The 26,585-nt window shown below is 70.2% G+C and carries 19 protein-coding genes; 13 read left to right on the top strand and 6 right to left on the bottom strand.

The features are described from left to right. Positions 1 to 27: 27 nt before the first annotated feature. Positions 28 to 906 carry a hypothetical protein gene (locus ACFP3H_RS05205; RefSeq protein WP_378600361.1) on the bottom strand — a complete coding sequence of 293 codons (879 nt, stop codon included), beginning with the start codon at positions 904 to 906 and terminating at the stop codon, positions 28 to 30. A 217-nt stretch (positions 907 to 1,123) separates the two neighbouring features. Between ACFP3H_RS05205 and ACFP3H_RS05200 the strand changes: the two genes are divergently transcribed. Further along, the gene (locus ACFP3H_RS05200) at positions 1,124 to 2,452 is read left to right on the top strand and encodes a lipase family protein (protein WP_378600358.1); all 1,329 of its coding nucleotides are present in this window, start codon (positions 1,124 to 1,126) and stop codon (positions 2,450 to 2,452) included. A 45-nt stretch (positions 2,453 to 2,497) separates the two neighbouring features. On the opposite strand, the gene ACFP3H_RS05195 is transcribed toward ACFP3H_RS05200, so the two are convergent. The 3 genes from ACFP3H_RS05195 to ACFP3H_RS05185 all read right to left on the bottom strand — a co-directional run bounded on the left by ACFP3H_RS05195 (position 2,498) and on the right by ACFP3H_RS05185 (position 14,406). After that, complete coding sequence (locus ACFP3H_RS05195; RefSeq protein WP_378600356.1) at positions 2,498 to 5,011, bottom strand: FAD-dependent monooxygenase; 2,514 nt, start codon at positions 5,009 to 5,011, stop codon at positions 2,498 to 2,500. Positions 5,012 to 5,046: 35 nt separating this feature from the next. Beyond that, a complete protein-coding gene (locus ACFP3H_RS05190) occupies positions 5,047 to 12,174 on the bottom strand; it encodes an amino acid adenylation domain-containing protein (RefSeq protein WP_378600353.1) in 7,128 nt (2,375 codons plus the stop codon). Between the two features lie 87 nt (positions 12,175 to 12,261). After that, entirely contained in the window at positions 12,262 to 14,406 is a 2,145-nt protein-coding gene (locus ACFP3H_RS05185) for an MMPL family transporter (protein WP_378600351.1), read from the bottom strand. A 462-nt stretch (positions 14,407 to 14,868) separates the two neighbouring features. Between ACFP3H_RS05185 and ACFP3H_RS05180 the strand changes: the two genes are divergently transcribed. The 11 genes from ACFP3H_RS05180 to ACFP3H_RS05130 all read left to right on the top strand — a co-directional run bounded on the left by ACFP3H_RS05180 (position 14,869) and on the right by ACFP3H_RS05130 (position 24,448). After that, entirely contained in the window at positions 14,869 to 16,035 is a 1,167-nt protein-coding gene (locus tag ACFP3H_RS05180) for a PucR family transcriptional regulator (RefSeq protein WP_378600348.1), read from the top strand. Between the two features lie 40 nt (positions 16,036 to 16,075). Then, positions 16,076 to 16,996 (top strand): D-alanyl-D-alanine carboxypeptidase family protein, encoded by a 921-nt coding sequence (locus ACFP3H_RS05175; protein ID WP_378600346.1) that lies wholly within the window; start codon positions 16,076 to 16,078, stop codon positions 16,994 to 16,996. Positions 16,997 to 17,000: 4 nt separating this feature from the next. Continuing rightward, positions 17,001 to 17,807, top strand: coding sequence for a shikimate 5-dehydrogenase (locus tag ACFP3H_RS05170; protein WP_378600343.1), 807 nt, complete (start codon positions 17,001 to 17,003; stop codon positions 17,805 to 17,807). A 71-nt stretch (positions 17,808 to 17,878) separates the two neighbouring features. Continuing rightward, the gene (locus tag ACFP3H_RS05165; protein WP_378600341.1) at positions 17,879 to 18,202 is read left to right on the top strand and encodes a hypothetical protein; all 324 of its coding nucleotides are present in this window, start codon (positions 17,879 to 17,881) and stop codon (positions 18,200 to 18,202) included. A gap of 87 nt (positions 18,203 to 18,289) precedes the next feature. After that, positions 18,290 to 18,697 (top strand): hypothetical protein, encoded by a 408-nt coding sequence (locus ACFP3H_RS05160; protein WP_378600338.1) that lies wholly within the window; start codon positions 18,290 to 18,292, stop codon positions 18,695 to 18,697. A gap of 37 nt (positions 18,698 to 18,734) precedes the next feature. After that, a complete protein-coding gene (locus ACFP3H_RS05155) occupies positions 18,735 to 19,133 on the top strand; it encodes a TOBE domain-containing protein (protein ID WP_378600336.1) in 399 nt (132 codons plus the stop codon). Continuing rightward, on the top strand, positions 19,133 to 19,981 hold the full coding sequence (modB, locus tag ACFP3H_RS05150; RefSeq protein WP_378600333.1) for a molybdate ABC transporter permease subunit: 849 nt from the start codon (positions 19,133 to 19,135) through the stop codon (positions 19,979 to 19,981). Before ACFP3H_RS05155 ends, modB begins: the two co-directional genes overlap by 1 nt. Further along, positions 19,978 to 21,027 (top strand): ABC transporter ATP-binding protein, encoded by a 1,050-nt coding sequence (locus ACFP3H_RS05145; protein ID WP_378600329.1) that lies wholly within the window; start codon positions 19,978 to 19,980, stop codon positions 21,025 to 21,027. Before modB ends, ACFP3H_RS05145 begins: the two co-directional genes overlap by 4 nt. Positions 21,028 to 21,162: 135 nt before the next feature. Beyond that, a complete protein-coding gene (locus ACFP3H_RS05140) occupies positions 21,163 to 22,374 on the top strand; it encodes a PP2C family protein-serine/threonine phosphatase (RefSeq protein ID WP_378600327.1) in 1,212 nt (403 codons plus the stop codon). Continuing rightward, positions 22,371 to 23,990, top strand: coding sequence for a sensor histidine kinase (locus ACFP3H_RS05135; protein ID WP_378600324.1), 1,620 nt, complete (start codon positions 22,371 to 22,373; stop codon positions 23,988 to 23,990). The genes ACFP3H_RS05140 and ACFP3H_RS05135 overlap by 4 nt, the downstream gene beginning before the upstream one ends. Beyond that, the gene (locus tag ACFP3H_RS05130) at positions 23,987 to 24,448 is read left to right on the top strand and encodes a response regulator (RefSeq protein WP_378600321.1); all 462 of its coding nucleotides are present in this window, start codon (positions 23,987 to 23,989) and stop codon (positions 24,446 to 24,448) included. Before ACFP3H_RS05135 ends, ACFP3H_RS05130 begins: the two co-directional genes overlap by 4 nt. Here the strand turns inward: ACFP3H_RS05130 and ACFP3H_RS05125 are convergent. Beyond that, on the bottom strand, positions 24,445 to 24,807 hold the full coding sequence (locus ACFP3H_RS05125) for an STAS domain-containing protein (RefSeq protein ID WP_378600319.1): 363 nt from the start codon (positions 24,805 to 24,807) through the stop codon (positions 24,445 to 24,447). The genes ACFP3H_RS05130 and ACFP3H_RS05125 overlap by 4 nt on opposite strands. 246 nt (positions 24,808 to 25,053) lie before the next feature. Between ACFP3H_RS05125 and ACFP3H_RS05120 the strand changes: the two genes are divergently transcribed. Continuing rightward, complete coding sequence (locus tag ACFP3H_RS05120; RefSeq protein ID WP_378600316.1) at positions 25,054 to 25,467, top strand: ATP-binding protein; 414 nt, start codon at positions 25,054 to 25,056, stop codon at positions 25,465 to 25,467. A gap of 60 nt (positions 25,468 to 25,527) precedes the next feature. Here the strand turns inward: ACFP3H_RS05120 and ACFP3H_RS05115 are convergent, their stop codons facing one another. Then, positions 25,528 to 26,346, bottom strand: a complete 819-nt coding sequence (locus ACFP3H_RS05115) for a SigB/SigF/SigG family RNA polymerase sigma factor (protein WP_378600313.1) — start codon at positions 26,344 to 26,346, stop codon at positions 25,528 to 25,530. Positions 26,347 to 26,585 lie beyond the last annotated feature (239 nt).

Here is a 26,585-nt window from a genome sequence, read left to right as displayed (position 1 = left end):
CGGGCGTCGGACCGCTGGGGCCGGAGTTCAGCCGATTCCGTACTCGGGTCGGGGTGCGATGAGGCGTCGGGCCGTGCGGGCCGCGCGCGTCGGGGTCGGGTGCCAGGGGGCGGAATCGTCAGCGGGCCAAGCGTATACGGGCACGTCGTCGCAGAGCAGGGTGCGGAGTGCGGGTTGGTCGAGGTCGGTGGCCGACCAGGCGTAGAGCTGGTGCACGCGGGGGGTGATGATGCCGATGTCGAGGAGTCGGCCGAAGCCGTGTTCGTTGTCGATGTAGGTTTCGACATCGTCGGACAGGGGGTAGCGGTCGGGCAGGATGCGCGAGATCGACAGGAACAGGCCGGTCATGCCCAGCCGGGGATCGCCCAGTAGCGGCGCTACGGGCGAGAGCCAACCGAGTGCGAGACGCGGCGCCGCGACGAGGGCGTGGGCGTAGAGCACGCGCAGCAGCACGAGGTTCATGAAGAACCGTTCGGTGCGGCTTTCCTGGTGTGCCAGTGCGTGATTGGCGAGGTAGCCGGCGACGATGCTGGAGTTGTGGGCGCGATACCAGTTGGTCGCGGTCGGTTCGGCGACGAAACGGGTCGAGAGTTCGACGCTGGGGGAGGACGGTGTGCCCGCGAAGCCCTCGGCCAACGCCCGCGACTCCCAGCCGTCGCGCAGCAGTTGTTCGTTGACCGCGCGCCACCACGGGCTACCGGGGTGCGGGTCGGTGGGTGGGTGCAGGAGTCCGCGCTGCACCTGCCAGCGCAGGAACGCTGTTGCGGCACGGCGGAAAGGGAGTCGCCGGGAACGGAATTCGCCGTCGTCGTAGAGGTGGCACAGCGAGCGCGAGCGCGCTTCGGGGTCGTCGCGGACGTCGGCGACTCGCTGGCGGGCGAACATCGCGGCGTCCGAGAGCTGCACCCCGCGATTGTCGCACGTCGGCGGCGCGAACAACGGGTCGAGACGCCCGCTGTGAGTGTCTACAAGCTCTCGTGCGGAGCCCGCCGTCGGCCGGTCGCGTCGAATACGCTGCGAAATCGGCAAGGGCGCCTTCGATCCCTCCCTGGGGGCGGCACGGTCGCGATCTGGGTTCTGCTGCCACGTGTTTCGTCGGCTTCCCGCAAGGCCAAGGAGAGAGATGATCGAACCCGATCGCGCGCGACAGCGCCGCCGCCAGGTTCCGCTGCTGCCCGACGCGGACCCGTTCCTGCGCACACCGGCCGACATCGCCTCGATCGCGCCCGGCACGGTGATCCGGTCGCGGCCGGTGGAGTTGGCGTTGTTCGGGATGGTGCGCCAGCGGGTGCGGGCCTGGCAGTTGGCCTACCGCAGCAACGATCTGTTCTCGCGGCCGGAGCTCGCGGTCACCACGGTGGTGACGCCCTCGGGCGCGGAGCCGGACCCGAATCGGCCGCTGCTGCTGTTCCAGTCGGCGATCGATGCGATCACCCAGCGGTGTGCCCCGTCTTACGCGCTGCGCCATCGCGCCTCGGTGTCGGGGTCGATCACGCGCCTGGAATGGCCGCTGATCGCCAACGCGCTGCGGCGCGGGTGGGCGGTCGGGATCGCCGATCACGGCGGCATGCTGGGCAGTTTCGGCGCACCGCGCGAGCCGGGGTATCGCAGTCTCGACGGTGCGCGGGCGGCGCTGTCGTTCGCGCCGCTGGGGTTGGATCGGCGCACGCCGATCGGGCTGTGGGGGTACTCGGGCGGGGGGATGGCCAGTGCGTGGGCGGCGGAGATGGCGCCCACCTACGCGCCGGAACTGAATATCGTCGGCGCGGCGCTCGGGGCGCCGGTGGGTGATCCGGGTGAGGTGTTCCTGCGACTACATGGCGGGCGGTACTCGGGCTTTCCGCTGATGGTCGTCGCGGCGCTGCGTCGGCTGTATCCCGACCTCGACGAGGTGATCACCGCCAATCTGCTGCCCGCCGGTCAGGAGTTGTTGGACGAGGTGGAGCGGTTGGCGCCGTTGGTGGCGCTGCTGCGGCTGTCGGGTCGCAATGTCGACCAGTATCTGCGGCGACCGCTCGAGGAGATCCTGGGCGATCCGAAGGTGCGGGGCGTGATCGACGATCTGCGCCTCGGTCTGTCGGCGCCGAACTGTCCGCTGCTGGTGCTCCAACCGGTCAACGACCAGGTGATCCACAGCGCCAGCGTCGACGCGCAGGTCGAGCGCTATCGCGACGCGGGCGTGCACGTGACCTACCTGCGCGACCGTCTCAGCGACCATTTCACGCTGCTGCCGCTGTCCACGTCGCTGAGTCTGGGCTGGTTGGCCGATCGCATCGCCGGCGCGCCGCTGCCCGCGCCCAGCACCCGCACCGTGCTGTCGACGAGTGCGGTGTCGGCGAGTTGGCGCGGACTGCTCGGTGTCGCGGGCACCGCGCTGACGGTGGCGGTCGGCGGCAGGCTCGCGGGCACGAACACCCCGTTCACCGGCCCGACGATCGACCGGGCGGCCTAGGACACCGGTGGCCCGCATCGCGACGATGCGGGCCACCGGTGCGGGTTACGCCTTCTCGCCGACCGGAACCAGTTGCGCCACACCGGCAGTCGAGGCCGCGACGGCTTCGCGCAGGGTGGCGGTGAGCGAGTCGAGCAGGGCCTCGGCGCGCTCGGTCGACAGCAGGGTGTCGATGTGGCCGAGGTTGAGCGACAGGGCGTCACGGCCCACGCCGACGGTCAGCATCATCAGCCCGCTGATCGACATGCCGGAGACGAATTCCGGGTTCGAGACCGACCAGGCGCCGACCTCGGTGGGGAAGTCGGTGGTGTCCAGCGAGGTCAGGCACAGGTTGCCCGGACCCCGGGCGTCGAGCAGGCTGACCACCTTGGCGGCGTCGGCGGGGGTCTTGGGCGTCATGAAGGCCATGCTGCCCAGGTTGGCCAGGTGCTGACGCTGGTCGACCCGCTCGGACAGGTCCGTGCCGAAGGCCGCGGCGGTCTCCCACACCGGGGCCGCGGCGGGCGTCGGCAGCGCGATCATCGCCTGGTAGGCGCCGGTGTCGACGGTGTCGATCGGGCGGGCCAGGTGATCGCGGAACAGGACCGAGACACCGACCGCGAAACTGGCCTGCGGTTCCCCGGCATCGGCGGCGGCCGCGCGGGCCAGCGCGACGGCGACGAGACTGGTCAGGTCGACATCGTGGGCGGCGCAGGCCGCGACCAGCGCCTGGTAGTCGGCGTCGGCGATCTCGCGGCGCACCAGCGCGGTCAACCGCTCGGCGGGGGCGGCCTCGGCGCCGGGACGCACGCGCAGCGGCTTGGCCCGCGCGTCGCGAAGCGCGTCACCGGCGAGCTGGGCCACCGTCTTGCCCTTGCCACGCAGACCGTGGAAAGCGCTGGGGAACAACGCTTCCGGGCCCGGCTGCGCGGGCACCTCGGCGACCCACGACGGGTCGGCCGCGGCCAGCTCGAGCACCTGGTAGGCCAGCGACACGATGGTCTGCCCGTCGGCGAAGGTGTAGGTGGAGGTCAGGATCAGATCGTGGACGCCGGGGGCGACGGTGACCAGGGTGGCGCGCAACGGGGGCGCGTCGGGGGCGAAGCGGTCGCGCAGTTCGGCGTCGGCCTCGGCGGCCCAGTCGGTGCCTGCGACCTCACGCAGGGGGATCGGTCGCGCCGCGACGGGGACGAACCGGGGGGCGCGGCCGTCGTCGGAGGTGACCACGGTGCGCAGCATCGGATGCCGGTGGACCAGGGCGGTCAACCCGGTGCGCACGTGGGCGGCGCTCAGGTCGCCGGTGACCCGGACGCGGGACACGATGTGCAGGGGCGCCACCTGATCGGCGGTCCAGTGCCAGCGCTCCAGCACCGACAGCGGGCGCGGCAGCGCGGCCACCGGGGTGGGCTCGCCGAAACCGGGCCAGGTCATCGGCTCGGACAGGCTCGCGAGCACCTTCGCGTCGGAACCCTTGGCGATGAAGGCGTTGCGCACCGCGACCAGCGCCCGGCTGCGGGTCTGCTCGAGGCGGCCGAGCTTGCGGGAACCGTCGACCAGCATGGTGGTGCGCGGAATCCGGCGCTGCTCGTAGCCGCGCAGGGCGCTCACCGGGTCGGCGTGGCCGACCAGCGAATGGCCGAGCACCACGGCGTCCTCGATGGCGGAGTTGGCGCCCTGGCCGAGGCTGGGCAGCATCGGGTGGGCGGCGTCGCCGAGCAGGGTCACCCGGCCGCGACCCCAGCTGGTCAGCGCGGGACGGTCCTGCGCGGGCAGCGCGAGGATGTCGGATTCCGGTGTGGCGTCGATGATCTCGACGATCTCGGGCGCCCAGTCGGCGAACCGGGAGGCCAGATCGGCCTTGCCGTGCGGCCAGTTCGCGGCCCGCTCGGCGGTGGTGGTCATCGTGGCCCACCAGTACACGTTGCCGTGGCCGATGTCGTGGATGCCGAAGCGCATCCCGCGACCCCAGTAGTGGATCGAGGCGCCGGTTTCGATCGTGGGATGCGCGAACGGCACCAGCGCCAACCAGCACACGAAATTGCCCGGACGCGGGGGCTGGGCGCCGTGCAGTTGGGCGCGGATGGCGGAGTTGATGCCGTCGGCGCCGATCAGCACGTCGGCGCTGAGGGTGCGTCCGTCGGCGAATTCGACGGTGACCTGATCGGCGGTCTCGGTGAAGCCCACCGCCTCGGCGCCGAGCTCGACGTGCAGGTCGGGACCGCAGGCGGCCAGCAGGGCATCGTGTAAGTCCTTGCGGGCCAACGGGACCGAGGGGGCGCCGAGGCCGGCGTCGACCTCGGTGAGGTCGACGCGGCGGATCAGCGAACCGTCGGGGTAGCGGAAGGTGAACGAGGTCGCCTGCGCGCCTGCCGCCAGGAGTTCTTCGTCGAGACCGAGGCCGAGGGTGCGCAGCGCGTTGATCGCGTTGGACTGCACCGACAGGCCGAAGCCGGCGGCGCGCAGTTCCGGGCCGCGTTCGCACAGCACGACGTCGATGCCCGCGCGGCGCAGCGCGGCCGTGGCGGTGAGTCCGCCGATGCCCGCGCCGACGACGATTGCGGAGGTGGGGGAAGGTGTCACGGTAATTCCTTGCTGGGTAAGGGGATTCGAGTCTGTCATGCCGTGGTCGAGGCGTGCCCGAGCGCACGGGCGAGTTGGGCGGCCACCTCGCGCACGTGGGGTGCCTGGATCAGCGTGAGGTGGTCGCCGGGCACCTCGATCACCTCGAGGTGACCGGCGACGTGGGCCTCCCACCCGTTGGTCGGGTCGCGGTGCAGGGTGCCCGCCCGGTCGTGCGCGGGTCGCAGGACCTGGGGCAGTGGTTCGACGGCGCGCAGCAGGGTGACGTCGCCGTCGTAGGGCTGCGGTCGGTAGGCGTCGACCGCGCGCCACCCGGCCACGAAGACCTCGAACAGGCGGCGCACCATCTCGCGAGAACCCGTGGGCGGCAACACTCCCGCGTCCACGGCGGTGGTGAGGATGAAGTCGAACACGGCGTCGTCGGTGTCGAGTTCGGTGGGGATCTCGATCACGGCGGTCTCGGCGCCGCGCGCGAGCCACAGCAGTTCCCACAGGAAGAACTCGTAGAGGAACTGCTGCGGGATCGGCAGGCCGTCGCCGTGGCGCACGGTCATGGTGTCGATGAGGGTGAGAGTGGCCACCTCGTGACCGGATTCGCGCAGTTGGCGGGCCATTTCGAAGGCGACCATGCCGCCCAGTGACCAACCGCCGAGGTGGTAGGGGCCCTCGGGTTGGACGCGGCGCAGGGCGGTCAGGTAGGCGGCGGCCATGTCGGGGATGGACTCGGCCGGGGTGGTGCCGATCTCGAGGCCCGCCGCCTGGAGGCCGTAGACGGGTTGGTCGGCGGGTAGGTGGTTGCTCAATTCGACGTAGCAGAGCACGTTTCCGCCGATGGGGTGTACCAGGAACAGCGGGTCCGCGGTGCCCGCGCGCAGGGCGACGAGCGGGTCGAACGCGGTGGCGGTGCGGGTGTCGAGTTTGTCGGCGAGCGCGGCGACGGTCGGGCCGGTGGCCAGCGCCGACACCGGCAGGGACAGGCCGTAGCGCTGTTCGATGGACACGATCAGGCGCATCGCGGTGAGCGAGGTGCCGCCCAGGGCGAAGAAGTCGTCGTGCACGCCGATCTCGGGCAGTCCGAGCGCCTCCGCCATCAGCGCGGCCACGCCCGCTTCGAGGGGGGTGCGTGGGCGGACCATGGTCGCGGTGGTCGCGGCGGGCAGGGTCATGGTGGCCAACACGGCGTCGGCGCGCTTGCCGCTGGGGGTCAGCGGCAGGGTGTCGAGTCGGATCAGCCGGGTCGGAATCATGTAGTCGGGCAGCCACTCTCGCAGTCCGGCCACGATGGCCTTGTCGTCCATGCCGTCGCCGACGAGGAAGGCCACGAGCTGGGTCTGCGCGCTCGAGCCGGTGCCTGCGCCGTGCGCGATGACCGCGACCTCGCTGATCGTCGAGCGCGCGGTCACCCGCTGCAGGGCCAGTTCCACTTCCAGGGGTTCGACCCGGTGGCCGCGGATCTTGACCTGGCCGCCGCGTCGTCCGTCGCTGATCACCGCCCCGTCGGGGAGGCGGCGGCCGATGTCGCCGGTGCGGTAGAGGCGGCGGCCGTCGGCGAAGGGGTGGGCCACGAAGGCGGCGTCGGTGAGGTCGGGGCGGTGTTCGTAACCGTCGGCCAGTGCCGCGCCGCCGAGGTAGATCTCGCCGGGCACGCCGTCGGGGACCGGGCGGGCCAGCGCGTCGAGGACCAGGATCTCGACCCCGGCGATGGCGGTGCCGATCGGCGGCAGCGGCGGGAACAGGGCCGGGTCGCCGGTCATGGCATAGGCGGTGGCGACGTGGGTTTCGGTGGGACCGTACTGGTTCTCGAGCACCACCTCGGTGCCCGCCGCGCACAACGCGCGGATCTCGTCGGTGACGCGCAGCTGTTCGCCGGAGGAGATGATCACCCGCAGCCCGGTGGGGGCGATGTCGAGGCGGATCGCCGCCTCGGCCAGCTGCTGGAGGGCGACATAGGGCAGGAAGATCCGCTCGATGTCGCTGGTGGTGAGCAGGCGGGCCAGGGCGGGCAGGTCGCGGCGTTGCTCTTCGGTGAGCAGGACCAGGCGGCCGCCGCCGCTCAGGGTGGAGTAGATCTCCTGGAAGGACACGTCGAACGACAGTGGCGCGAATTGAGTGGTGGTGGGGGCTTGGTCGCGGTCACCGAGGCGGCCGCTGGGGGTGGACAGCTGCCAGCGCACCAGGTTGGACAGGGCGCGGTGTGGCATCGCGACGCCCTTGGGGGTGCCGGTGGAGCCGGAGGTGAACAGCACGTAGGCGGTGTCGCTCGGGTCCAGGTCGACCGGGTCGGCGGTCGGGGTCGCGGTGGTGAGCTCGTCGACCAGCAGCACCGAATGCGGCTGCGGGACAATCGAAGTGTGCTCTACGGTGGTGATCACCGCGAAGGGGCGGGCCTGCTCGAGCATCGCGTGCAGGCGGGGCAGGGGATAGCTCAGGTCCAGTGGCACGCACGCGCCGCCCGCCGCGGCGATGCCGAGGACGGTCGCGATGAGGTCGGGTGAGCGGTCGAGGGCCACCGCGATCCGGTCGCCGCGGCGGGCACCGCGAGCCACCAGGGCCGCGGCGATGCGATCGGCCTTGTCCTTCAGTTCGGCGTAGGTGACTGTGCGGGAACCGAATTCGAGGGCGACCGCGTCCGGGGTGCGGGCGGTGGCGGCGGCGAACAGGTCGAGCACCGTGCCTGTCGGCGGTGCGGTGGGGAGCGCGGGTGCGGTCGGTGCGAGGGCGGAGAAGTCGACCTCGGCGGTGGGATCGGCGGTGAGCAGGTCCAGCACCGCCAGGTAGGTGTGGCCGAGGCCGGTCAGCTGGTCGCGGGTGTAGGTGGCCGGTTCGCCGTCGATGCGCAGGGCCATCGACCCGTCGAGCGGGTTGCGCACCGCGTTGACCAGCAGGGCGAAGTTGGTGTCCTCCCGGATGTCGACGCCGAGCACGGTCACGTCCAGCGCTGACAGGGCCGCGCCCGCGGCGTGGAAGTGCACGTAGTTGAACGCGGTGTCGAGCACGATGCCCAGCTCGCGCTGGATCTCGGTGAGCGGGTAGCGCTGGTGGGCGACGCTGTCGCGGTCGCGGCGGAACAGGCCCGTGAGCACCTCGAGCCAGCGGCGGTTCGCCAGGTCGAAGCGCACCGGCATGGTGTTGAGGAACAGCCCGGCCATCCGCTCGGCGTCGACCAGTTCGGGTCGGCCGTGGGTGACGACGCCGGTGGTGACGTCGGTGCGTCCCGAGAGCAGCCCGAGGGTGCTCACGTGCGCCGCGAGCAGGACGATCTTGGCCGGGACGTGCAGGTCGAGTGCCACCTGGTCGGCCCTGTCCAGCAGGGTCGCGGGGACCGGCACCGTGACCGAGATCCTGGCGTCGACCGGGTCGTTCGTGGTCGGGGTGGTGTCGGTGTGCGGGCGGGCGCCGGGGATGCCGACGGATTCGGCACCGTCGAGTGCGCGCCGCCAGTACTCGGCCTGGCTCGGGTCGGCGATCGAGTGTCGTTCGGCCCGCACGTATTCGGCGAACGAGGGCAGTGCGGTGGGCTCCGACGAGCCGGGCGCGCGGTATTCGGCGAGCAGTTCGGCGAGCAGGGTCGCCACGCTCCATCCGTCGAGGATGGCGTGGTGGAACGACAGCACCAGGTCGGTGCGGTCCGCCAGACGGAACACCGCCAGGTCGAACAGGCCGGGACGCTCGAAAGCGTAGGGCCGCAACCGGTGTCGCGCGACGTGCTGGGCGACCAGGGTCTCGGCGCGATCGGGGTCGTTCGCGCGCAGATCGGTGATCGTCAGCGGCGGGGTGATCTCGGCGTGCACGAGTTGCAGCGGCTCGGAGTAGGCCGCCAGGTCGAAGGAGGTGCGCAGCATCGGGTGGCGTTCGATCACCCGGCGCAGGGCCGCGCGCAGGGCGGGCTCGTCCCACGGCATCCGCAGCGAGTACCGGAACACATCGTGGTAGAGCGAGGAATCGGCGCGTTCGCGGCTGTGGAACACCATGCCCAGCTGCAACCTGGTCAGCGGATAGGCGTCGACGACGTGGCGCAGCCGGGCCCGGTCGATGCCGGCGACCAGCGCGAACGGTGCGATCGCGGCGACGCCGGTGCCGGGACCGGTGCGCACGCGCTCGGCCAGCTCGGCGACCGTGGGCGCCTCGGCGATATCGCGGGCGCTGATCAGCAGCCCGCGCGCCTGCGCGCGGGCCCGCACCCGCAGTAACAGGATCGAGTCGCCGCCCAGGTCGTAGAAGTTGTCGAACACCGACACCGACTCCCGGTCGAGGACCTCGCTCCAGATGTCGACGAGGTGTCGCTCGGTCGGGGTGCGCGGCGCGGTGGTGCCCGCGGCCTCGGGTTCGGTGGCCAGTGCGGCCAGCGCGGCCCGGTCGGCCTTGCCGCTGGGGGTCAGCGGGATGGCGGCCACCTCGCGCAGCAGTGCCGGAATCATGAACTCCGGCAACGTTTTCGCCAGCTCGGCCCGCACCGTCGCGGTGTCGAGGAGGGTGCTGGTCACGCAGTAGGCGACGAGGTAGGTGCCGCGACCGGTCGAATGCTGGTCGATGACCGCGGCGGCGGTGATGCCGGGGAGACCGACGAGCGCGTTCTCGACCTCGCCGAGTTCGACGCGATTGCCGCGGATCTTCACCTGGCGGTCGATCCGGCCGAGGTACTCGATATCGCCGTCGGCGAGGCGACGGGCCAGGTCGCCGGTGCGGTACATGCGCTCGCCGGGATGGAACGGGTCGGCGACGAACTTCTCCGCCGTCAACTCGGGCCGATCGAGATAGCCGCGCGCCACACCCACACCGGCGATGCACAATTCGCCCGCCACGCCCACCGGCTGCGGGCGGTCGGCGGCGTCGAGCACGTACAGGCGGGTGTTGTCGATCGGGCGGCCGATCGGCACGCGCGCGATCGGCGCGGTCGGGCAGTCGTAGTAGGAGACGTCGACGGTCGCCTCGGTGGGGCCGTAGAGGTTGACCAGGCGCGGGGCACGCGCACCGAGTGCGGCGAAGGCCCGGTTCCAGCGGGTCACCTGGTGGGGCAGCAGGGCCTCGCCGCTGCAGAAGACCGTGCGCAGACCGGCCGCGCGCGATACCGCGGTGGGGTCGGATTCGAGCAGGTCGAGGAACGGGGTCAGCATCGAGGGCACGAAATGCAGGACGGTGACGCCGAATTCGGTGATCGCGTCGAGCAGGTCGCGCGGATCCTTCTCCGCGCCCGGCGCCGCCAGGGCGACCTGGGCGCCTTCGATCGCCCACCAGAACAGCTCCCACACCGACACGTCGAACGAGGACGGGGTCTTCTGCAGGATCACGTCGGTGGGGCGCAGCGGGTAGGCGCGCTGCATCCAGGCCAGGCGGTTGATCACCGAATGATGTTCCACGCCCACGCCTTTGGGCTTGCCGGTGGAACCGGAGGTGTAGATGACGTAGGCCAGGTCGGTGCCGGTGGGGAGTTCGGCCGTCGTGGGCGAACCGGTCGGCCAGGTCGCGGGGGCGAGGCCGCGGGGGTCGTCGGTGGTCAGCACGACCTTGGCGGCACTGTCGGCGAGCAGGTAGTCGATGCGCTCGCGCGGGTAGCCCGGATCGATCGGGACGTAGGCGGCGCCCGCGCGCATCGCGCCGAGCATCCCGACCAGCATGTCGGGTCCGCGTTCGAGCATGACCGCGACCAGATCGCCGGTGCCGACGCCGGATTCGCGCAGCAGGCCCGCCAGCGAGGTGGCGCGGTCGGCGAGCTCGGCGTAGGTGCGGGTCTCGGTCGCGGTGCGTACCGCGACGGCGTCGGGGGTCTGTGCGGCGCGGTCGAGGAAGCGGCCGATCACCGAGGTCTGGTCGTCGTAGGGCACCGCGGTCGCGCCCGCGCGGTCCACGAGCAGCGCGAAGTCGGTGTCGGACAGCATCGGCAGCTGGGCCGGGTCGGTGTCGAGGGCGTCGATGCCGGCGTGCAGCAGGGCCGTCACGTGTTCGGCGACCGACTCGATCCGGTAGTCGGCGTCGAAGATGTCGGTGGCGTTGTCGAGCCGGATGAGCAGGGGGCCGTCGTCGTCGATCTCGGTGAGCGTCCAGGCCATCGCCAGCGGGCTGTAACCCTGCGACGGCTCGACCACCTCCCGCAGGCCGTCGATCAGTTCCGAGGCCGAGGGCAGGCGCGGGTAGGCGACGGTGACATCGAACAGTCGCCGCGCCGAGCTGCCGTGCCGGCGCAGCTCACCCATGAGGTCGCCGAGCGGATAGCGTTCGTGCTGCTTGAGTTGGCGCACTTCGGCTTTCACCGCCGCGACCAGGTCGCGCACCGTCGCCGCACCGCCGGTGTCGATCAGCATCGGCAGGGTGTTGGCGAAGTGTCCGACGGTGGTCTGCTCGGTGGGATGGCTGCGGTTGCCGAACGGGACCCCGATCGCCACCTGCTCGCTGCGCAGCACCCGCGACAGGTACAGGCCGATCATGGTGCAGAAGTACGGGTACAGCGACACCCCGGCGGCGCGCACCCGGTCGACCAGGGCGCGGTCGAGGGTGAACTCGTAGGAGTCGACCGGCGTCGGCTCGGTGCCGTGGCGGCGCTCGAACATGGGGGGCGCGGCGGTGGCGAAGCGGTCGACCAGTGCGTCGCGGTCGGCGCGGTAGTCGGCGCCCGCCCGGTAGTCCTGCTCGATCGACAGGCACCGCAGGAACGAGGATTCGGGGATCTCGAGCGGACTGCCGGCCACGGTCGCGACGTAGTCGGTCATGATCTGCGTGCCGATGAGGAACAGGCCGGTCCCGTCGGCGGCGATATGGTGGGTGGTCACGACCACATAGGTCTCCGCGGCTCCGGCGCGCACCACATGGGCGCGGAACGGCACGGCGTCGACCAGGCCGATCGGGGCGGCCACGAGATCGTCGATCCGGCGCCGCGCCTCGGCGGACGGGTCCTCGGCGTCACTGACATCGATGATGGTGACCGGCGGCATCGGGTCGGTCGACAATTCCTGGAAGGGGACACCGTCGATGACGCGGTAGCGCAAGCGCATCCCGTCGTTGCGGTGCCAGGCGCGTTCGATCGCGGCCACCATGAGCGCGATATCGATGTCGAGATCGAGACCGATGATCACCGGGGACAGGTAGCTCGGCAGACCGGGGAAGAGTTCCACGACGGTCCAGATATCGCGCTGATACGCGGTGAGGGGAAAACGGCCGTTGTCGGGCATGGGTGTACCTCTGAGATCGATGGTGACTCGCGCGATCACGCGGGGCTGCGGCGATCGCGAATTCCGCCCGGAGGCGGGGTGGGTGGACTAGTCCTCGCGAATGGCGATGCGGGAGTGGGCGCGGCGCAGGAAGGCGGGCGCCCACCAGTTGGCCTCGCCGAGCAGGCGCATCAGGGCCGGTACCAGCACGCCGCGGATGATGGTGGCGTCCATCAGCACCGCCAGCGCCAGGCCCACGCCCATGAGTTTGGTGAAGGTGACCTGGGAGAACGCCAAGCCCAGACAGACGATCGCCATCAGCGCGGCCGCGGCGGTGACGATGCGCCCGGTGCGTTCCAGGCCGTAGGCGACCGCGTCGGCGGTATTGCCGCGCACCCGGTATTCCTCGGCGATCCGCGACAGCAGGAATACCTCGTAGTCCATCGACAGACCGAAAGCCAGACAGAAGACCAGCACCGGAATCGGGGCGGCGAGGTGACCGGTTTCGGTGAAATCACCGACCAGCCATTTCAGGTGGCCTTCCTGGAATATGTAGACCATCGCGCCGAACGTCGCCGACAGGCTCAACACATTGAGCAGGACCGCTTTCACGGGAATGATCACGCTGCCGGTGAAGGCGAACAGCAGCACGATCATCGCGACCGCGATCAAGGTGATCGCCAGCGGCAATCTGTCGGTCAGGCTCGCGATGGTGTCGGCGTTCTCCGCCGTCGCGCCGCCGATGAGCAGCGGTGCGGGGGCCGGACTCGCGCGGATGTCGTCGAGGAGAGTTTTCGCCTCGTCGGAATAGGGGTCCACGTCGGGCAGGACCACCAGATGCGCGCCCGTGGCGCCGGGTTGGGTCCGTACCGCGCGCACGTGGGGCAGGTCGGTGATGTGGGCGGTCAGGGCGGTGAGTTCGGCCGGGGTGATCGGGCCGTGCACCACCACGTCGAACTGGCCGGCGGTGGTGGCGGGGAATTCGGCGCGCAACACATCGCCGACCTGGCGGCTCTCGACCGTCGTCGGCAGCGCGCGGTCGTCGGTCAGGCCCAGGCTCAAGCCGGTGAACGGCAGGCCGAGCAGTGCCACGATCAGCAGGGCGGCGCCGCCGAAAACCAAGGGGCGAGCCGTGACTCGGCGCGCGGTGCGATACCAGAAGCCGTCCTCGGGCGCGCGGGGCTCGGGTCGCGGGCGGCGCAGCAGTCGGCCGACGCCGCGTCGCAGATCCAGCGCGTCGATGCGGTGGCCGAACAGCATGAGCAGGGCGGGCAGCAGGGTGACGGTGGCCAGCGCGGCCAGCAGGGTGACCGACAGACACGCCGCGGCCAGCGAGCGCAGGAACGGCATCGGGAAGATCAGCATGGCCGACATGGCGATCACGATGGTCGCGGCCGAGAACAGCACGGTGCGACCGGCCGTGCGCACGGTGGTGGTGACCGCGACGGGGACCGTGCTGCCGGTGGCGCGCTCCTCGCGGAAGCGGCTGACCAGCAGCAGGCTGTAGTCGATGCCGAGGCCAAGGCCCAGCACGGTGGTCAGGTTCAACGCGTAGCTCGAGACCGGGGTGATCTCGGTGAGCAGCCGCAGGATGCCGAAGGTGCCGACGATCGAGACCAGGCCGAGCAGCAGTGGCAGACCGGCGGCGATCAGGCTGCCGAAGATCAATACCAGCAGCAGGAGCAGGATCGGAACCGTCACCGCCTCACTGACTTTCAAGTCGTGGGCCAGCTGGACGGTGACATCGTGGTAGGCCACCGCGGCGCCGCCGAGGCGTAGGCGCAGCATGTCGTAGTCGCGGTCGCGGTAGGTGTCGAGGAGTTCGGTGACGACCTTGTCGACGACGAGTTCGTCGCCGGGAATGTCGACCGCGGTCAGCGCGCGGGTGCGGTCGCCGTTGCGCAGGAACTCCGACGAACCGGTCGACCAGTACGAGCTCACCGAACGCACGCCGGGCACGCGGCCCAGCTCGGCCGTGAGGCGTTGCCCGGCGGCCACGACGGCGGGACTGTCGACCGTGCCCGCCTCGGCGGGGACATCGATGAGCACCACCACATTGGGGGTGCCGGTGGTGTACTCGGAGCCCAGAACCTGTGCGGCACGCGCTGATTCGGCGTCAGCGTCCCAGAATCCGCCACCCGAGAGTCGTTGCTGCAGCGACGCCCCACCGAGGCCGGCCAACACCAGGATCAGCACGACCACCGCGACGACGGTCCTCGGCCGACCGACCGCTACGTGTGCGAGAACCTTCACTGACCACTCATCTCCTTGCGGGACTCAGTGGGCCGACATCGGCACCGTTGGCGCGCGACATCGCGCCCGAGCCAGAGTGTAGGTAGCGAAAAGTGTTGTGTCGCAAAAAGATTCGACATATTCGGACGAATCGGGCGTGGGATCGCATCGCGGTTACCCACCGGTGTGCGTTCGATGCTGGTCGGAGTCGGTACGCCCCGGCAATGTGTGATGGGTCACTGGCCGACGCGGCCGACGGTGGTGACCGGGACTCGGCCCCGAGTCCGACGCACGCGGCTTGGCGCGCGTGACAACATCGCGCGCGGAAGGCTGGATGTGCGTGCAGTGACACTGTTACACGGTGTCACGCACACTGGTTCTCGCCACCGCATCGTCCTGCTCGCCGACGCAACGCCGCTGGTCGGACACCCTGCGATGGCGACATTGCCCGACCGGCGGACCGCGCAACCGAAAGCACCCCGCATGATCGCACCACCACAGACCGGCTCGCCCGACGCGCCGAATGTCACCGCCGTCCACCGGATCCTCAGCCAACTTCTCGCGACCCTGCCGTGCTCGCCGATCTCGGCCCGCCAGCTCGAAACGGTGGCCGCGCACTGCCTCGGGCTGCTCCGCGCGGACCGCCCGATCGGGGGCGGGCTCGACGCCGTCGAACGGATCGCGGGTCGGTGGGCCGCGGGCGGGGTGTCGCACGATATCGCCCAGCACCTGGTCCACGCGATCTTCCGGGCCCATGTGGCCGAGGTCGAGGGCGGGCTCGGGCGCGCGGAGACCCAGCGCCTCGTCGAGGTCGTGCACGCGGTGACCGGTGCGGTGTCGGCGGGGTTCGCCGAATTCGCCGCCTATCACGGCGAGCACGCGGCCTCGGTGGAGGTGGCCAGGGCGTTGCTCGTCGAGCACGGCAGTCTCACCCGGGTTCGGCACCGGCACGGGGTCGCGCTGTCGGCGGAGTTCCTCGTGCTGGCGGTGCTCGATCGGTGCGACGGGCTCGGGCCGATCACGCCGGTCGAACTGCATCAGCGGATCGGGCGGCGGTTCGCGGGGCAGGTGGTGCCCGCGGTGATCGGGCGACACGGCGGGACGGTGCTCGTCCCCGACACCGACATCCTCGACGAGATCGCCACTGCCGTCCGCGATTCCACGCTCAGCGTCGTCTCGCTGGTCGCGGCGGGCCCGGCGATCGCGCTCGCCGCCCAGCAGGCCCACGAACTGCTCGAGGTGGTGCAGACGGTCTACGGCGCGCCCGGCCTCTACCCCTTCGCCGAATTCGCCCTCGAGCACCAGCTCACCCGACCGGGCCCCGGCCGCGACCGCCTGGCGGACCTGATCGCCCCCGTCGCGCGCGACGACGACCTGCTCACCACCCTGCGCACCCACCTGCGCGCGAGCCTGCGCCGCCGAACCACCTCGCGCCTGCTGTATGTCCACCCCAACACCGTCGACCACCGGCTGCGCCGCATCGCGGAGCTGACCGGGCTCGACATCACCGACAGCGCCACCATCTGGCACCTGCACGCCGCCCTGATCGTGCACGACTTCCTGCACCCCGACGAGTCCGTGCCCGGCTGGCGGCCCGCGCGCACCACACCGCGCCGAAGGTCCGCGCCGGTCTCGACTCGGTGGCCGTGAAATACCACGGGTCCGCGCGGCGGTGGGCCAGAATGTTGCCATGCGGACTATGGGCAAGCTCGTGCGCGCGGTCACTGCCGGAATCGTGATCGTCGCGGCTGGTCACGGAGTCGCGGGGGCGCAGTCGTCAGGCAGTGCTGACGGGCTGCTGCCGTGGGCGGCGAGCGGGCCCGCCGGGTTGCAGGCGTCGGGGGCCGCGTTGGCCGATGGGCTGACGGGGACGGTGCTGTGGTCGCGCGAGGCCAATACCCCGGTGCCGATCGCGAGTATCGCCAAGGTGATGACGGCGGTGGTGGTGATCATCGGTGGGGATCTCGAGCGGCCGGTGACGGTGCCGCAGGAAGTCGTCGGCTACTGCGCCGAACACAACGGGAGCACGGCGGGACTGGTGCCCGGGGAGGTGCTCACGGCGCGGCAGTTGCTCTACGGGTTGCTGTTGCCCTCGGGCTGCGACGCGGCGTACACGGTGGCCGAGTCGTTCGGGCCGGGGCAGCAGGGCTTCCTGGCGAAGATGAACGAGACCGCGCGCGTGATGGGTTTGGGCGGAACTCATTTCACCGATCCCAGCGGGCTGCCCAATCCGGGTGACTACACCACCCACTCCACCCCGGCCGATCTCGTGGCGCTGGCGGTACGGGCGATGAACCTGCCGCCGTTCCGTGAGATCGTCGGGGCGCGAGACTATTTCGTGCCCGCCGGTCCGGGCAATCGCGAGCACCGGTGGCAGACGACCAACCGGCTGCTGCAGGAGTACCCGGGCACCATTGGGATCAAGACCGGCAACACCAACGCCGCCGGGCACTGCCTGCTGTTCGAGACGGTGCGGGCGGGGATTCCACTGATCGGGGTGGTGCTGCACAGTTCCGATCACAGCAGCGCCGCCGCCAAGGACGACGCGGTCCGCATGCTCGACTGGGCCTACGGCCCGATCCTGCGCGTGTTGGAGCCTGTGGGAGGCTGAGGCCATGCCCATCCTGAACAAGGACATGCAGCTGTGCGTCTCGTTCGCCGCGCGACCGAGCAATATCGGCACCAGGTTCCACAACTACCTCTACGACGAGCTCGACCTGAACTTCGTCTACAAGGCCTTCGCCCCGGTCGATATCGAGCAGGCGGTGCTCGGGGTGCGCGGGTTGCCGATCCGGGGCGCCTCGGTGTCGATGCCGTTCAAGGAAGCCGTCATTCCGCTCGTGGACCGGATGCACGCCAGCGCCACCGCGATCGACTCGGTGAACACGATTGTCAACGACGACGGGGTCCTCACCGCCTACAACACCGACTACCTGGCCGTGGAGTCGCTACTGCGCACGCACGCGGTGGATCCCTCGGCGAGCGTGGTGCTGCGGGGCAGCGGCGGAATGGCGAAGGCGGTGCTCGCGGCGTTCGCCGGGGTGGGGTTCGAGGACCTGACGGTCGTGGCGCGCAACGAGACGGCCGGGCGCGCGCTCGCGCAACGGTACGGGGCGCGATGGTCCGCGCACGAGGAGACCGGTCGGGTATTGGTGAACGTCACACCCCTCGGGATGGCCGGTGCCGAAGCCGAGACCCAGTCCTTCTCCGATTCGGTCGTGGCCGCCGCCGAGGTGGTCTTCGACGTCGTGGCGTTGCCGTCGGAAACACCGCTGATCAGCGCGGCTCGGGCGGCGGGCAAACAGGTCATCACCGGCGCCGAGGTGATCGCGCTGCAGGCGGCCGAACAGTTCGAGCTCTACACCGGCGTTCGGCTCAGCGCCGATCAGGTGCGGCGCGCCTCGGAGTTCTCCCGCGCCTGATTACTTCGCGCGATCGGGGCTATCTCCTTGCTGTCGGGTGCACCGGCGCACGTTGGACGACAGGGACGAGAATGACCATGCATGTGCGAAAAGCGGTAGTGACGACCGGGATGATCCTGGCCGTGGTCGGTGGCGTCGTGGGCTGTGGCGAGGTGGAGAAGGCCGTCAATCGCGGCGGCGACACCAAGTGCAGCGAATACACGAAGCAGGACGCCGACAAGAAGGACACGACGGTCACCAAGTACCTCGAAGAGGACGGCGGGGAGAACAACCCGCCCAACCAGAACACCATCGACCTGGCGGTGGCCGCCATCGACCTGATGTGTGGCGCCCAGGCGAACCCGGACACGCCCATCCGCGACGCGGACCTCGCGGGCATCGTCGCCCCGAAATAGTCGCTGTTCCCGGCACGCCGCCCGCGCGGACGTGCTCTCATAGGAGGGCTCGGAGCTTGATGTCGTTGCGGCAGAGGGAGTTCGCGGATGACCGTCACCGGATCCGATGAGTCACCGGAAACAGCCGACTTCGCCACGCTGCTCGACGCCGCGTTCCCCCCGCGCGAACTGCCACCCGAGGTGCGCGGCGTGCGAGCCCGATCGCGCACCGCGGCGCAGTTGGCGCAGCTGGAGATCGTCGTGAAGACCCAGTACGCGATCTACGTCGGCTTCCAGGCCCTGGTCTTCGCGCTCACCGCTGCTGCGACGGTGGCGCTGATGATCAGTATCTGGCGGCTGATGACCGGCGACGCGACCACCGCGCAGACCGTGCAGAACGTGGTCGCCGCGCTCGGTGGTCTGCTGATCGGCAGCGCGGCGGTGTTCATCCAGAAACAGGCGGCCACCGCCAAGGCCAACTACGCCACGGCGCTGCGGCAGTGGAAGCAGGGATGACCCGGCTTTCCCGATCTGCACCGAATATGCTGCATCGGTGTCGAATCTACGGATCAGCGAAGTAGCCACCCTGATGGGTGTCAGTGATGACACCGTCCGCCGCTATATCGACCAGGGCCGGCTCACCGCGATCCAACTCGACAACGGGCGCAAGGGAATCGACGGGCGCGAGCTGGCCGAGTTCCTGCAGAACTACTCCGAGGCGCCCGCGCCCGGCACCACCGTCGCGACCTCGGCGCGCAATCGGATGCGCGGGATCGTCACCCGGATCGTGAAGGACACGGTCATGGCCCAGGTCGAGATGCAGGCCGGACCGTTCCGGTTGGTGTCGTTGATGAGTCGTGACTCGGTGGACGAACTCGGGCTCGAGGTCGGCAGCATCGCGGTCGCCTCGGTCAAGTCGACCCATGTGGTCGTCGAGATCCCGGAGAGCTGATGGGGTCGGCCGCGGGCCCGAGGTTCGACACACCGAGGAAGGTCCGGGCGCGCGAACGAGCGGTTCGGGGGCGGCGGCCGCTGATCCTGGTGGTGCCCGCGGTGTGTGGGCTGGTGTTCTTGACGTTGCCGCTGCTCGGGCTGCTGCTGCGGACGCCGTGGAGCACACTGCCCGAGCGTCTCGTCAGCGCGGAAGTGGGCCAGGCGCTGCGGTTGTCGCTGGTCTGCGCCACCTCGGCCACAGGGGTGTGCCTGGTGCTCGGGATTCCGCTGGCGTGGTTGCTCGCGCGCGGTGATGTGCCCGGGTTGGGGTTCGTGCGGGCGCTGGTCACGGTGCCGTTGGTGTTGCCGCCGGTGGTCGGTGGTGTCGCGTTGCTGCTGGTGCTCGGGCGGCGCGGGCTGGTCGGGCAGTACCTGCACGAATGGTTCGGGTTCTCGCTGCCGTTCACCACACCGGGGGTGATCGTGGCCGAGGCGTTCGTGGCCATGCCGTTCCTGGTGATCTCGGTCGAAGGCGCGCTGCGCGGCACCGACCCGCGCTACGAGGAGGCGGCGGCGACACTGGGGGCCTCGCGGTGGCTGACCTTCCGGCGGGTCACCCTGCCCGCGGTGATGCCGGGCGTGGTCGCGGGCGCGGTGCTGTGCTGGGCGCGCGCGCTCGGCGAGTTCGGGGCCACGATCACCTTCGCGGGCAGCTTCCCCGGCACCACGACCACCATGCCGCTGGCGGTGTACCTGGCACTGGAAACCGATCCGCAGGACGCGATCGTGCTCAGCGTGGTGTTGCTCGCGGTCTCGGTGGCGGTGCTCGCGGCGCTGCGGGACCGGTGGACGCGGGGCACGCTGTGACACTGACAGCCGAAATACAGGTCACCCGAGACACTTTCGCGCTCGACATCGCCTTCGAGGTCGCGCCGGGGGAGGTGGTCGCGCTGCTGGGGCCCAACGGCGCGGGCAAGACCACCGCGCTGCGGGCACTGGCCGGACTCACCCCGCTGACCGGGGGACGGCTGCTGCTCGACGACCGGGTCTGGGACGAACCGCCCCGGGAATTCGTGCCCGCCGACCGGCGCTCGGTGGGGGTGGTGTTCCAGGACTATCTGCTGTTCGCGCACATGAGCGCGCAGGAGAACGTCGCCTTCGGACTGCGGGCCCGCGGCACGCATCGCAAACTCGCGCGGGAGCGGGCCGCGCGCTGGCTCGAGCGCGTGGAACTCGGTGCGCACCTGTACACCAAACCCCGATCGCTGTCGGGCGGTCAGGCCCAGCGGGTGGCGTTGGCGCGCGCGTTGGCCACCGAGCCGGCGCTGCTGCTGCTCGACGAACCCCTCGCGGCCCTCGACGCGGGCACCAGATTGCAGGTGCGCTCGGAACTGGCCCACCACCTCAGCGACTACGCGGGCCACACGGTGCTGGTCACCCACGATCCGCTCGACGCGATGGTGCTGGCCGACCGGCTGATCATCATCGAACACGGCGCCATCGTGCAGCAGGGGGCACCGGCGGAGGTGGCGCGGCACCCGCGCACCGACTACGTCGCGAACCTGGTCGGGCTGAACCTGTACCGGGGCGTCGCCGAGGCAACCACCGTCGAGCTCGCCGAGGGCGGTCGGTTCACCGTCGCCGAACCCGCGACCGGACCGGTGCACCTGGCCTTCGCCCCGAACGCGGTGAGCCTGTATCCGCAGCGACCAGCCGGCAGTCCGCGAAATACCTGGCAGGCCACCGTGATCGGGCTCGAACAGCACGCCCACACCACCCGCGTCCGCCTCGACGGCGCACCCTCGGTGCTGGCCGAGGTGACGCCGGCCACGGTCGCGGAGCTGCGCCTTCGGCCCGGAATCGAGTTGTGGGCCACGGTGAAAGCGACCGAGATCCGCACCTATCCCGCGTGAGTCCACGCCGGTTGCGAGATCGGATAACATCCCCTACATCCTCTCGGTCCAGAAACCGGCCGGCAGAGTGAGTTCGCGCTCTGGGCGCTCGGGATCGGAGGCTTTGGTGCACACCGTGGGATTTGTGCTGTCCGCATGGGGGTGGGGCCGGTGACCGGGACCGCATCGCAACGCCCACCCCACATCCTGCTCGTCGAGGACGACCCGGGTGACGCGCTGCTGGTAGAAGAACTGGTCGCCGATCTCTCGCCGCGTCCGCGCCTGGACTGGGTGCGCACCCTGGCCGAGGTCAGCCAACGGCTGCGCACCGAGATCCCCGACTGCGTGCTGCTGGACCTGCACCTGCCCGACGCCCACGGCCTCGAGGCGCTGGCCCGCGTGCGCGGGATCAACGACCAGGTCGCCGTCGTGGTGATGACCGGCCTGGATCAGGAACGCACCGGGCTGGCGGCGCTGGCCTCGGGCGCGCAGGACTACCTGGTCAAGGGCCATGTCGACCCGCACCTGTTCGGGCGCGCGATCCGCTACGCGATCCAACGCAAGCAGGCCGAACGCACCAGCGCCGACCTGCAGGCCAGTCAGATGCGGGCCCAGGAGAACGCCCGCCTCGAACGCGGCCTGCTGCCGACACCGCTGCTCGGCGCCGACCGCGCCGTCGACGTGGTCTCGCGCTACCGTCCCGGCCGCGATCACTCGCTGCTCGGCGGCGACTTCTACGACGTGGTCCAGGACCCGACCGGGCTGGTCCACGCCATCATCGGCGACGTCTCCGGCCACGGCCCCGACGCCGCCGCCACCGGGGTCGCGCTGCGCCTGGCCTGGCGCACCCTGGTCCTGAGCGGGGTCACCGGCGCCAGGCAACTCGACCTGCTCGAGGAGGTCCTCGTCGCCGAACGCGACGACGAGCAGACCTTCGCCACCGCGACGAGCCTGGTGTTCGACCCCGCCGCCGGGGTGGTGCTGGTGCGCCGCGCCGGACATCCGGGCATGCTGGCGCACGGGCCCACCGAACTGAGCTGGGTGGAGGTGCCCGGTGGGCCCGCCCTCGGTTTCATTCCCGGTCGAGCGCGCTGGCCCGCGCACGAACTCGGCCTCGACCCCGACACCGGGCTGGTGCTGTTCACCGACGGCCTGTTCGAGGGCCGGATCGGGCAGGGCAGCGAGCGGCTCGGCGAGAACGGGCTGCTCGAGGTGGCCCGTGGCCTCCGGGCCGAACAACCCGAAGCCTTCGTCGACGCGCTGATCGCGCGCGTGGAGGAATTGTCTTCGGCCGCAGGCGGATTGGATGACGACGTCGCTGTGCTCTCGGTGCGGTGGCGCGAGAACGCGAGGCGGACACAGCTATGAACGCACCATCGAAGTCCTCGTCCGTGGTCGGCCGGCTGACCGCGCAGAGCTGGTTCCAGCTCGTCTTCGCGCTGATGATCCTGGCGGTGATCGTCGGCGCCGCGGCCGGTGGCCGGGTGATCGCGCACACCAACCAGATCACCGACCGGCTGATCACCACCACCCTGCCCGCCGCCACCGCCGCCTACCAGCTGCAGGGCGCGCTGGTGAACCAGGAAACCGGTTTCCGCGGCTACGCCATCACCGGCGACCCGCAGTTCTTCGTCCCGTTCGACCAGGGCCGCAAGGACGAGGCCGCCGCCGCCGAACACCTGCGCGAGCTGCTGTCCGACCGGCCCGATCTACTCGACGACCTCGCCGCGATCGAACAGACCGCGCAACGCTGGCGCACCGAATACGTCGGCCCGCTGGCCGATTCGGTGGTGGTCGGGGTCGGCACCGAGATCGACGACGCCACCGCCAAGCGCGGCAAGGCGCTGTTCGACCGGTTGCGGTCCGAATTCGCCACCCAGAACGCCGCGCTCGCGCAAGCGGTCGAGAACGGCAATGCCGAGGTGGCCTCCGCGCGCGCCACCCGCAACGCGGTCCTGTTCGGGACCGTCGTCGCGTTCCTGCTGACCGGCGCGCTGCTCACCGTGCTGGTGCGCCGGCTGGTGGTGCGCCCGCTGGGCTATCTCACCGAGTCCTCGCGCCGGGTCGCGGCGGGCGAGTTCGACTATCACATCGAGTCGACCGGACCCTCCGATGTGGCGCTGGTGTGCTCGTCGGTGGAGAACATGCGCCACCGGATCGTGTCCGAACTCGACTCCTCGCGCGTGCAGGAGACACTGCTGCACCAGCAGAAACAGGACCTCGCCGTGCAGGCGGAGGAACTGCGCCGATCCAACGCCGAACTCGAGCAGTTCGCCTACGTCGCCTCCCACGACCTGCAGGAACCGCTGCGCAAGGTGGCCTCGTTCTGCCAGCTGCTCGACAAACGCTACGGCGATCAACTCGACGACCGCGGCAAGCAGTACATCGACTTCGCCGTCGACGGCGCCAAGCGGATGCAGGTGCTGATCAACGATCTGCTCACCTTCTCCCGGGTGGGGCGCATGTCCGACGGCAGCGAGACCGTCGAGCTCGGGCACTGCCTCGACGACGCGCTGGTGGCGCTCTCGACCGGCATCGAGGAGTCCGGGGCGGTGATCGAACGCCCCGCGCACCTGCCCGAGCTCATCGGGGAACCGACGCTGCTGACGATGCTGTGGCAGAACCTGATCGGCAACGCGATCAAATTCCGCACCCCCGGCGTGCCCCCGGTGATCGATATCTCCTGCGTGGCGAATCCGGCCGACCCGGACGAGTGGCAGATCTCGGTGTCGGACAACGGCATCGGCGTCGCGCCCGAATTCGCCGACAAGGTGTTCGTGATCTTCCAGCGGCTGCACCCGCGCGACGCCTACGGTGGGACCGGCATCGGATTGGCCGTGTGCAAGAAGATCGTCGAATTCCACGGCGGCCGGATCTGGATCGACACCGACTATCGCGACGGCACCCGCCTGAGCTTCACCCTGCGCGCCCACGTGCCCAGCGTTCCCGTAGTTCCCGCGCTCCAGAAAGAGGACATCTCGTGACCGATCCCGGCCAGCCGATCGACATCCTGCTCGTCGAGGACGATCCCGGCGACGAACTGATGACGCGAGAAGCGTTCGAGGACAACAAGATCGGCAACACCCTGCACGTCGTCCGGGACGGCCAGGAGGCCCTGGACTTCCTCTACCGCAACGGCGAGCACACCGAGGCGCCTCGCCCCGATCTGATTCTGCTGGATCTGAACCTGCCCAAATACGACGGCAGGCAGGTGCTCGAACGGATCAAAGCCGATCCGGAGCTGTCACTGATCCCGGTGGTCGTGCTCACCACCTCCGCGGCGGAAGAGGACATTCTGCGCAGCTACAAACTGCACGCGAACGCGTATGTGACCAAGCCGGTGGATCTGGACCAGTTCATCGCCGCCATCCGGCAGATCGATGAGTTCTTCGTGCAGGTCGTGCGGCTCCCGCGGGTGCGGGAGCCGCGAGCGCGGACCTAGGACACGTTGTCCCTCGCCTCGGCGGAGATCGCCGCGGCGAGGGTGTCGTACACGGCCAGCAGCTTGTCCAAGCCGGTCAGTTCGATCGGTCGCGCCACCTCGTGGGAGGCGACCACCCGCAGCTGATCGGGGGCGGACTTGGACACGATCAGCAGGGCGCTCAGACCCGCCGAACCCAGGAAACCGACCTGGGTCATGTCGACCACGAGCGTCTTACCGCCCTGGCGGGCCTTTTCCAGCGCGGCCTGCAACGCGGGCGCCGAGGCCATGTCGACCTCGCCGCGCACGGTGAGGATCTCGAAGCCGTCCTGTGCGCTGACCTGCACGTCGAGGTCGCGAAACCTGTCTTCGACGGTCACTTTTCACCTCTTGCCTCTAGCTTCGCCGAAATGACGAATAGCGAGCATGTTTCCGAAGCAAACCTACCCTATCGAGTTGAGCCTCAAACCAACTCGAGGCGGCCGCGCGGTACCCTCGGTGACGACCACCACCGTGCTCGGGGCGAGGACCGACGTCACGCCGTCGTTCGGCGTAGAAGACGACTCGATGGGTACAGCCAGGGGGAGGGTTGATCGACGTCGAGAACGAGAAGGAGGCTGCACGCGATGACGCATCCTCTTCGGCCCGACACCACCGTCGCCCCCGCGCTCCATGTCGACTTCCCGGCCGAGGCCGGTCGGTTGGCCCAGGTTCGGCGCGCGCTGAGCGCGTGGCTGGCCCAGGCCGGAGTGCACCCGGATCAGGCCTACGACATCGTGCTGGCCGCCGGTGAGGCGTGTACCAACGCCGTCGAACACGGCCACCGTGGCGACGGCGGTCCGGTGCGGTTGGCCGTGGCGCTGCTCGGGGACCAGGTGCGGGTCGTGGTGACCGATCGGGGACGGTGGGCGACACCGGATACCAGCGGGGAGCATTCGCGCGGGCGCGGCATGGGCCTCATGCGCGATCTCAGTACCGAGTTCGCGGTGACCAGTTCCGAGGCGGGCACCGTCGTGGAGATGCTGATCGCGCGCGGGTGAGAACGCGCGAACCAGGCGCGCCCGGCGGCGCACCTGGTTCGGGTGGGAGCAGTGGGCGGTTCAGGCCGCCTGGTGTTCGCGCTCGTCGAGGGTCTGGGCGCGCAGGCGGCCCAGGATGCGGGTGAGCTTGCGCGAGACGCTCATCTGCGAACTGCCGAGGCGCGCGGCGATATCGGACTGGGTGAGCGAGTCGTAGAACCGCCACACCAGCAGCTGGCGGTCTTCCTCGGACAGTTGCGCGAGCAGCGGCGCGACCGTGATCACGTCCTCGGCGAGTGCGAAGGACGGGTCCTCGTCGCCGATGCTGTCGGCGATCGACATGCCCGCGCCGCCTTCGGCATCGGCGAGGGGGGTGTCGATGCTGCGGGTGTTGTGGGCCTCGGCCACCGACATGGCGCGGGTGATGTCGGTGATCTCGACGTCGAGTTCGGCGGCGAGCTCGTAGGCGGTGGGGGACCGGTCGAGCTGGCGGGTGAGTTTCTCGGTGGCGCCGCGGATCTGGGCGTAGAGCTCCTTGTCGCGGCGCGGCACGTGCAGGGCCCAGGTGCGGTCGCGGAAGTGCCTGCGGACCTCGCCCATCACGGTGGGGACCGCGAAACCGAGGAACGGGGCGCCGTGGGAGACGTCGTAGCGGTCCACCGCGATCACCAGGCCGACGCGGGCGGTCTGCAACAGGTCCTCGAAGACCTCGCCGCGGTTGGCGAAGCGGCGCGCGATGTTCTCGGCCAGCGGCAGGCAGGTGGCGATGATCTTCGCGCGCAGGGCGGCGTGCTCGGCGGAACCGGGCGCGGTCAGCGACCAGTGGACGAACAGCGACTCGGGGCGGTCGTAGGTCACGGTCGGCTCGTCGAGAAGACGGCTGGTGGTGGTCTGGATCATCGGTGCAGCTCCTGGCCTTCGACTGTTCTCACCGGTGGGGTCGGTGAGTCGGAGAGGTGTGGACCTCACTGATGGCAGAGTTGCCCCGATCACGAGACGGTAAACCCCCAATTTTCGGATGCCCGCGTTCGCGGTGGTCAATCGTGGTCCGGCGGGGTCGTCAAAAGGTCGAAACACTCGTGCCGCACCATTGAGGCACGATCGGTGGTGTCGCCCGCCGCGTTCGAACCACCTCGAGG

Origin of the sequence: Nocardia lasii (assembly GCF_042658545.1) — a bacterium.
In the GTDB taxonomy this organism is placed as follows: Bacteria; Actinomycetota; Actinomycetes; order Mycobacteriales; family Mycobacteriaceae; genus Nocardia; species Nocardia lasii.
The sequence above is the reverse complement of the archived record's forward strand: the minus strand, read 5'-3'. Positions and strand labels throughout refer to the sequence as shown.

Bases quoted from the DNA above. Each gene is read 5' to 3' on its own strand.
- ACFP3H_RS05175 (WP_378600346.1), top strand. From the start codon at position 16,076: ATGCGGACTATGGGCAAGCTCGTGCGCGCGGTCACTGCCGGAATCGTG.
- ACFP3H_RS05165 (WP_378600341.1), top strand. From the start codon at position 17,879: ATGACCATGCATGTGCGAAAAGCGGTAGTGACGACCGGGATGATCCTG.
- ACFP3H_RS05115 (WP_378600313.1), bottom strand. From the start codon at position 26,346: ATGATCCAGACCACCACCAGCCGTCTTCTCGACGAGCCGACCGTGACC.
- ACFP3H_RS05180 (WP_378600348.1), top strand. From the start codon at position 14,869: ATGATCGCACCACCACAGACCGGCTCGCCCGACGCGCCGAATGTCACC.
- modB (WP_378600333.1), top strand. From the start codon at position 19,133: ATGGGGTCGGCCGCGGGCCCGAGGTTCGACACACCGAGGAAGGTCCGG.
- ACFP3H_RS05135 (WP_378600324.1), top strand. From the start codon at position 22,371: ATGAACGCACCATCGAAGTCCTCGTCCGTGGTCGGCCGGCTGACCGCG.
- ACFP3H_RS05140 (WP_378600327.1), top strand. From the start codon at position 21,163: ATGGGGGTGGGGCCGGTGACCGGGACCGCATCGCAACGCCCACCCCAC.
- ACFP3H_RS05190 (WP_378600353.1), bottom strand. From the start codon at position 12,174: ATGCCCGACAACGGCCGTTTTCCCCTCACCGCGTATCAGCGCGATATC.
- ACFP3H_RS05200 (WP_378600358.1), top strand. From the start codon at position 1,124: ATGATCGAACCCGATCGCGCGCGACAGCGCCGCCGCCAGGTTCCGCTG.
- ACFP3H_RS05160 (WP_378600338.1), top strand. From the start codon at position 18,290: ATGACCGTCACCGGATCCGATGAGTCACCGGAAACAGCCGACTTCGCC.
- ACFP3H_RS05170 (WP_378600343.1), top strand. From the start codon at position 17,001: ATGCCCATCCTGAACAAGGACATGCAGCTGTGCGTCTCGTTCGCCGCG.
- ACFP3H_RS05120 (WP_378600316.1), top strand. From the start codon at position 25,054: ATGACGCATCCTCTTCGGCCCGACACCACCGTCGCCCCCGCGCTCCAT.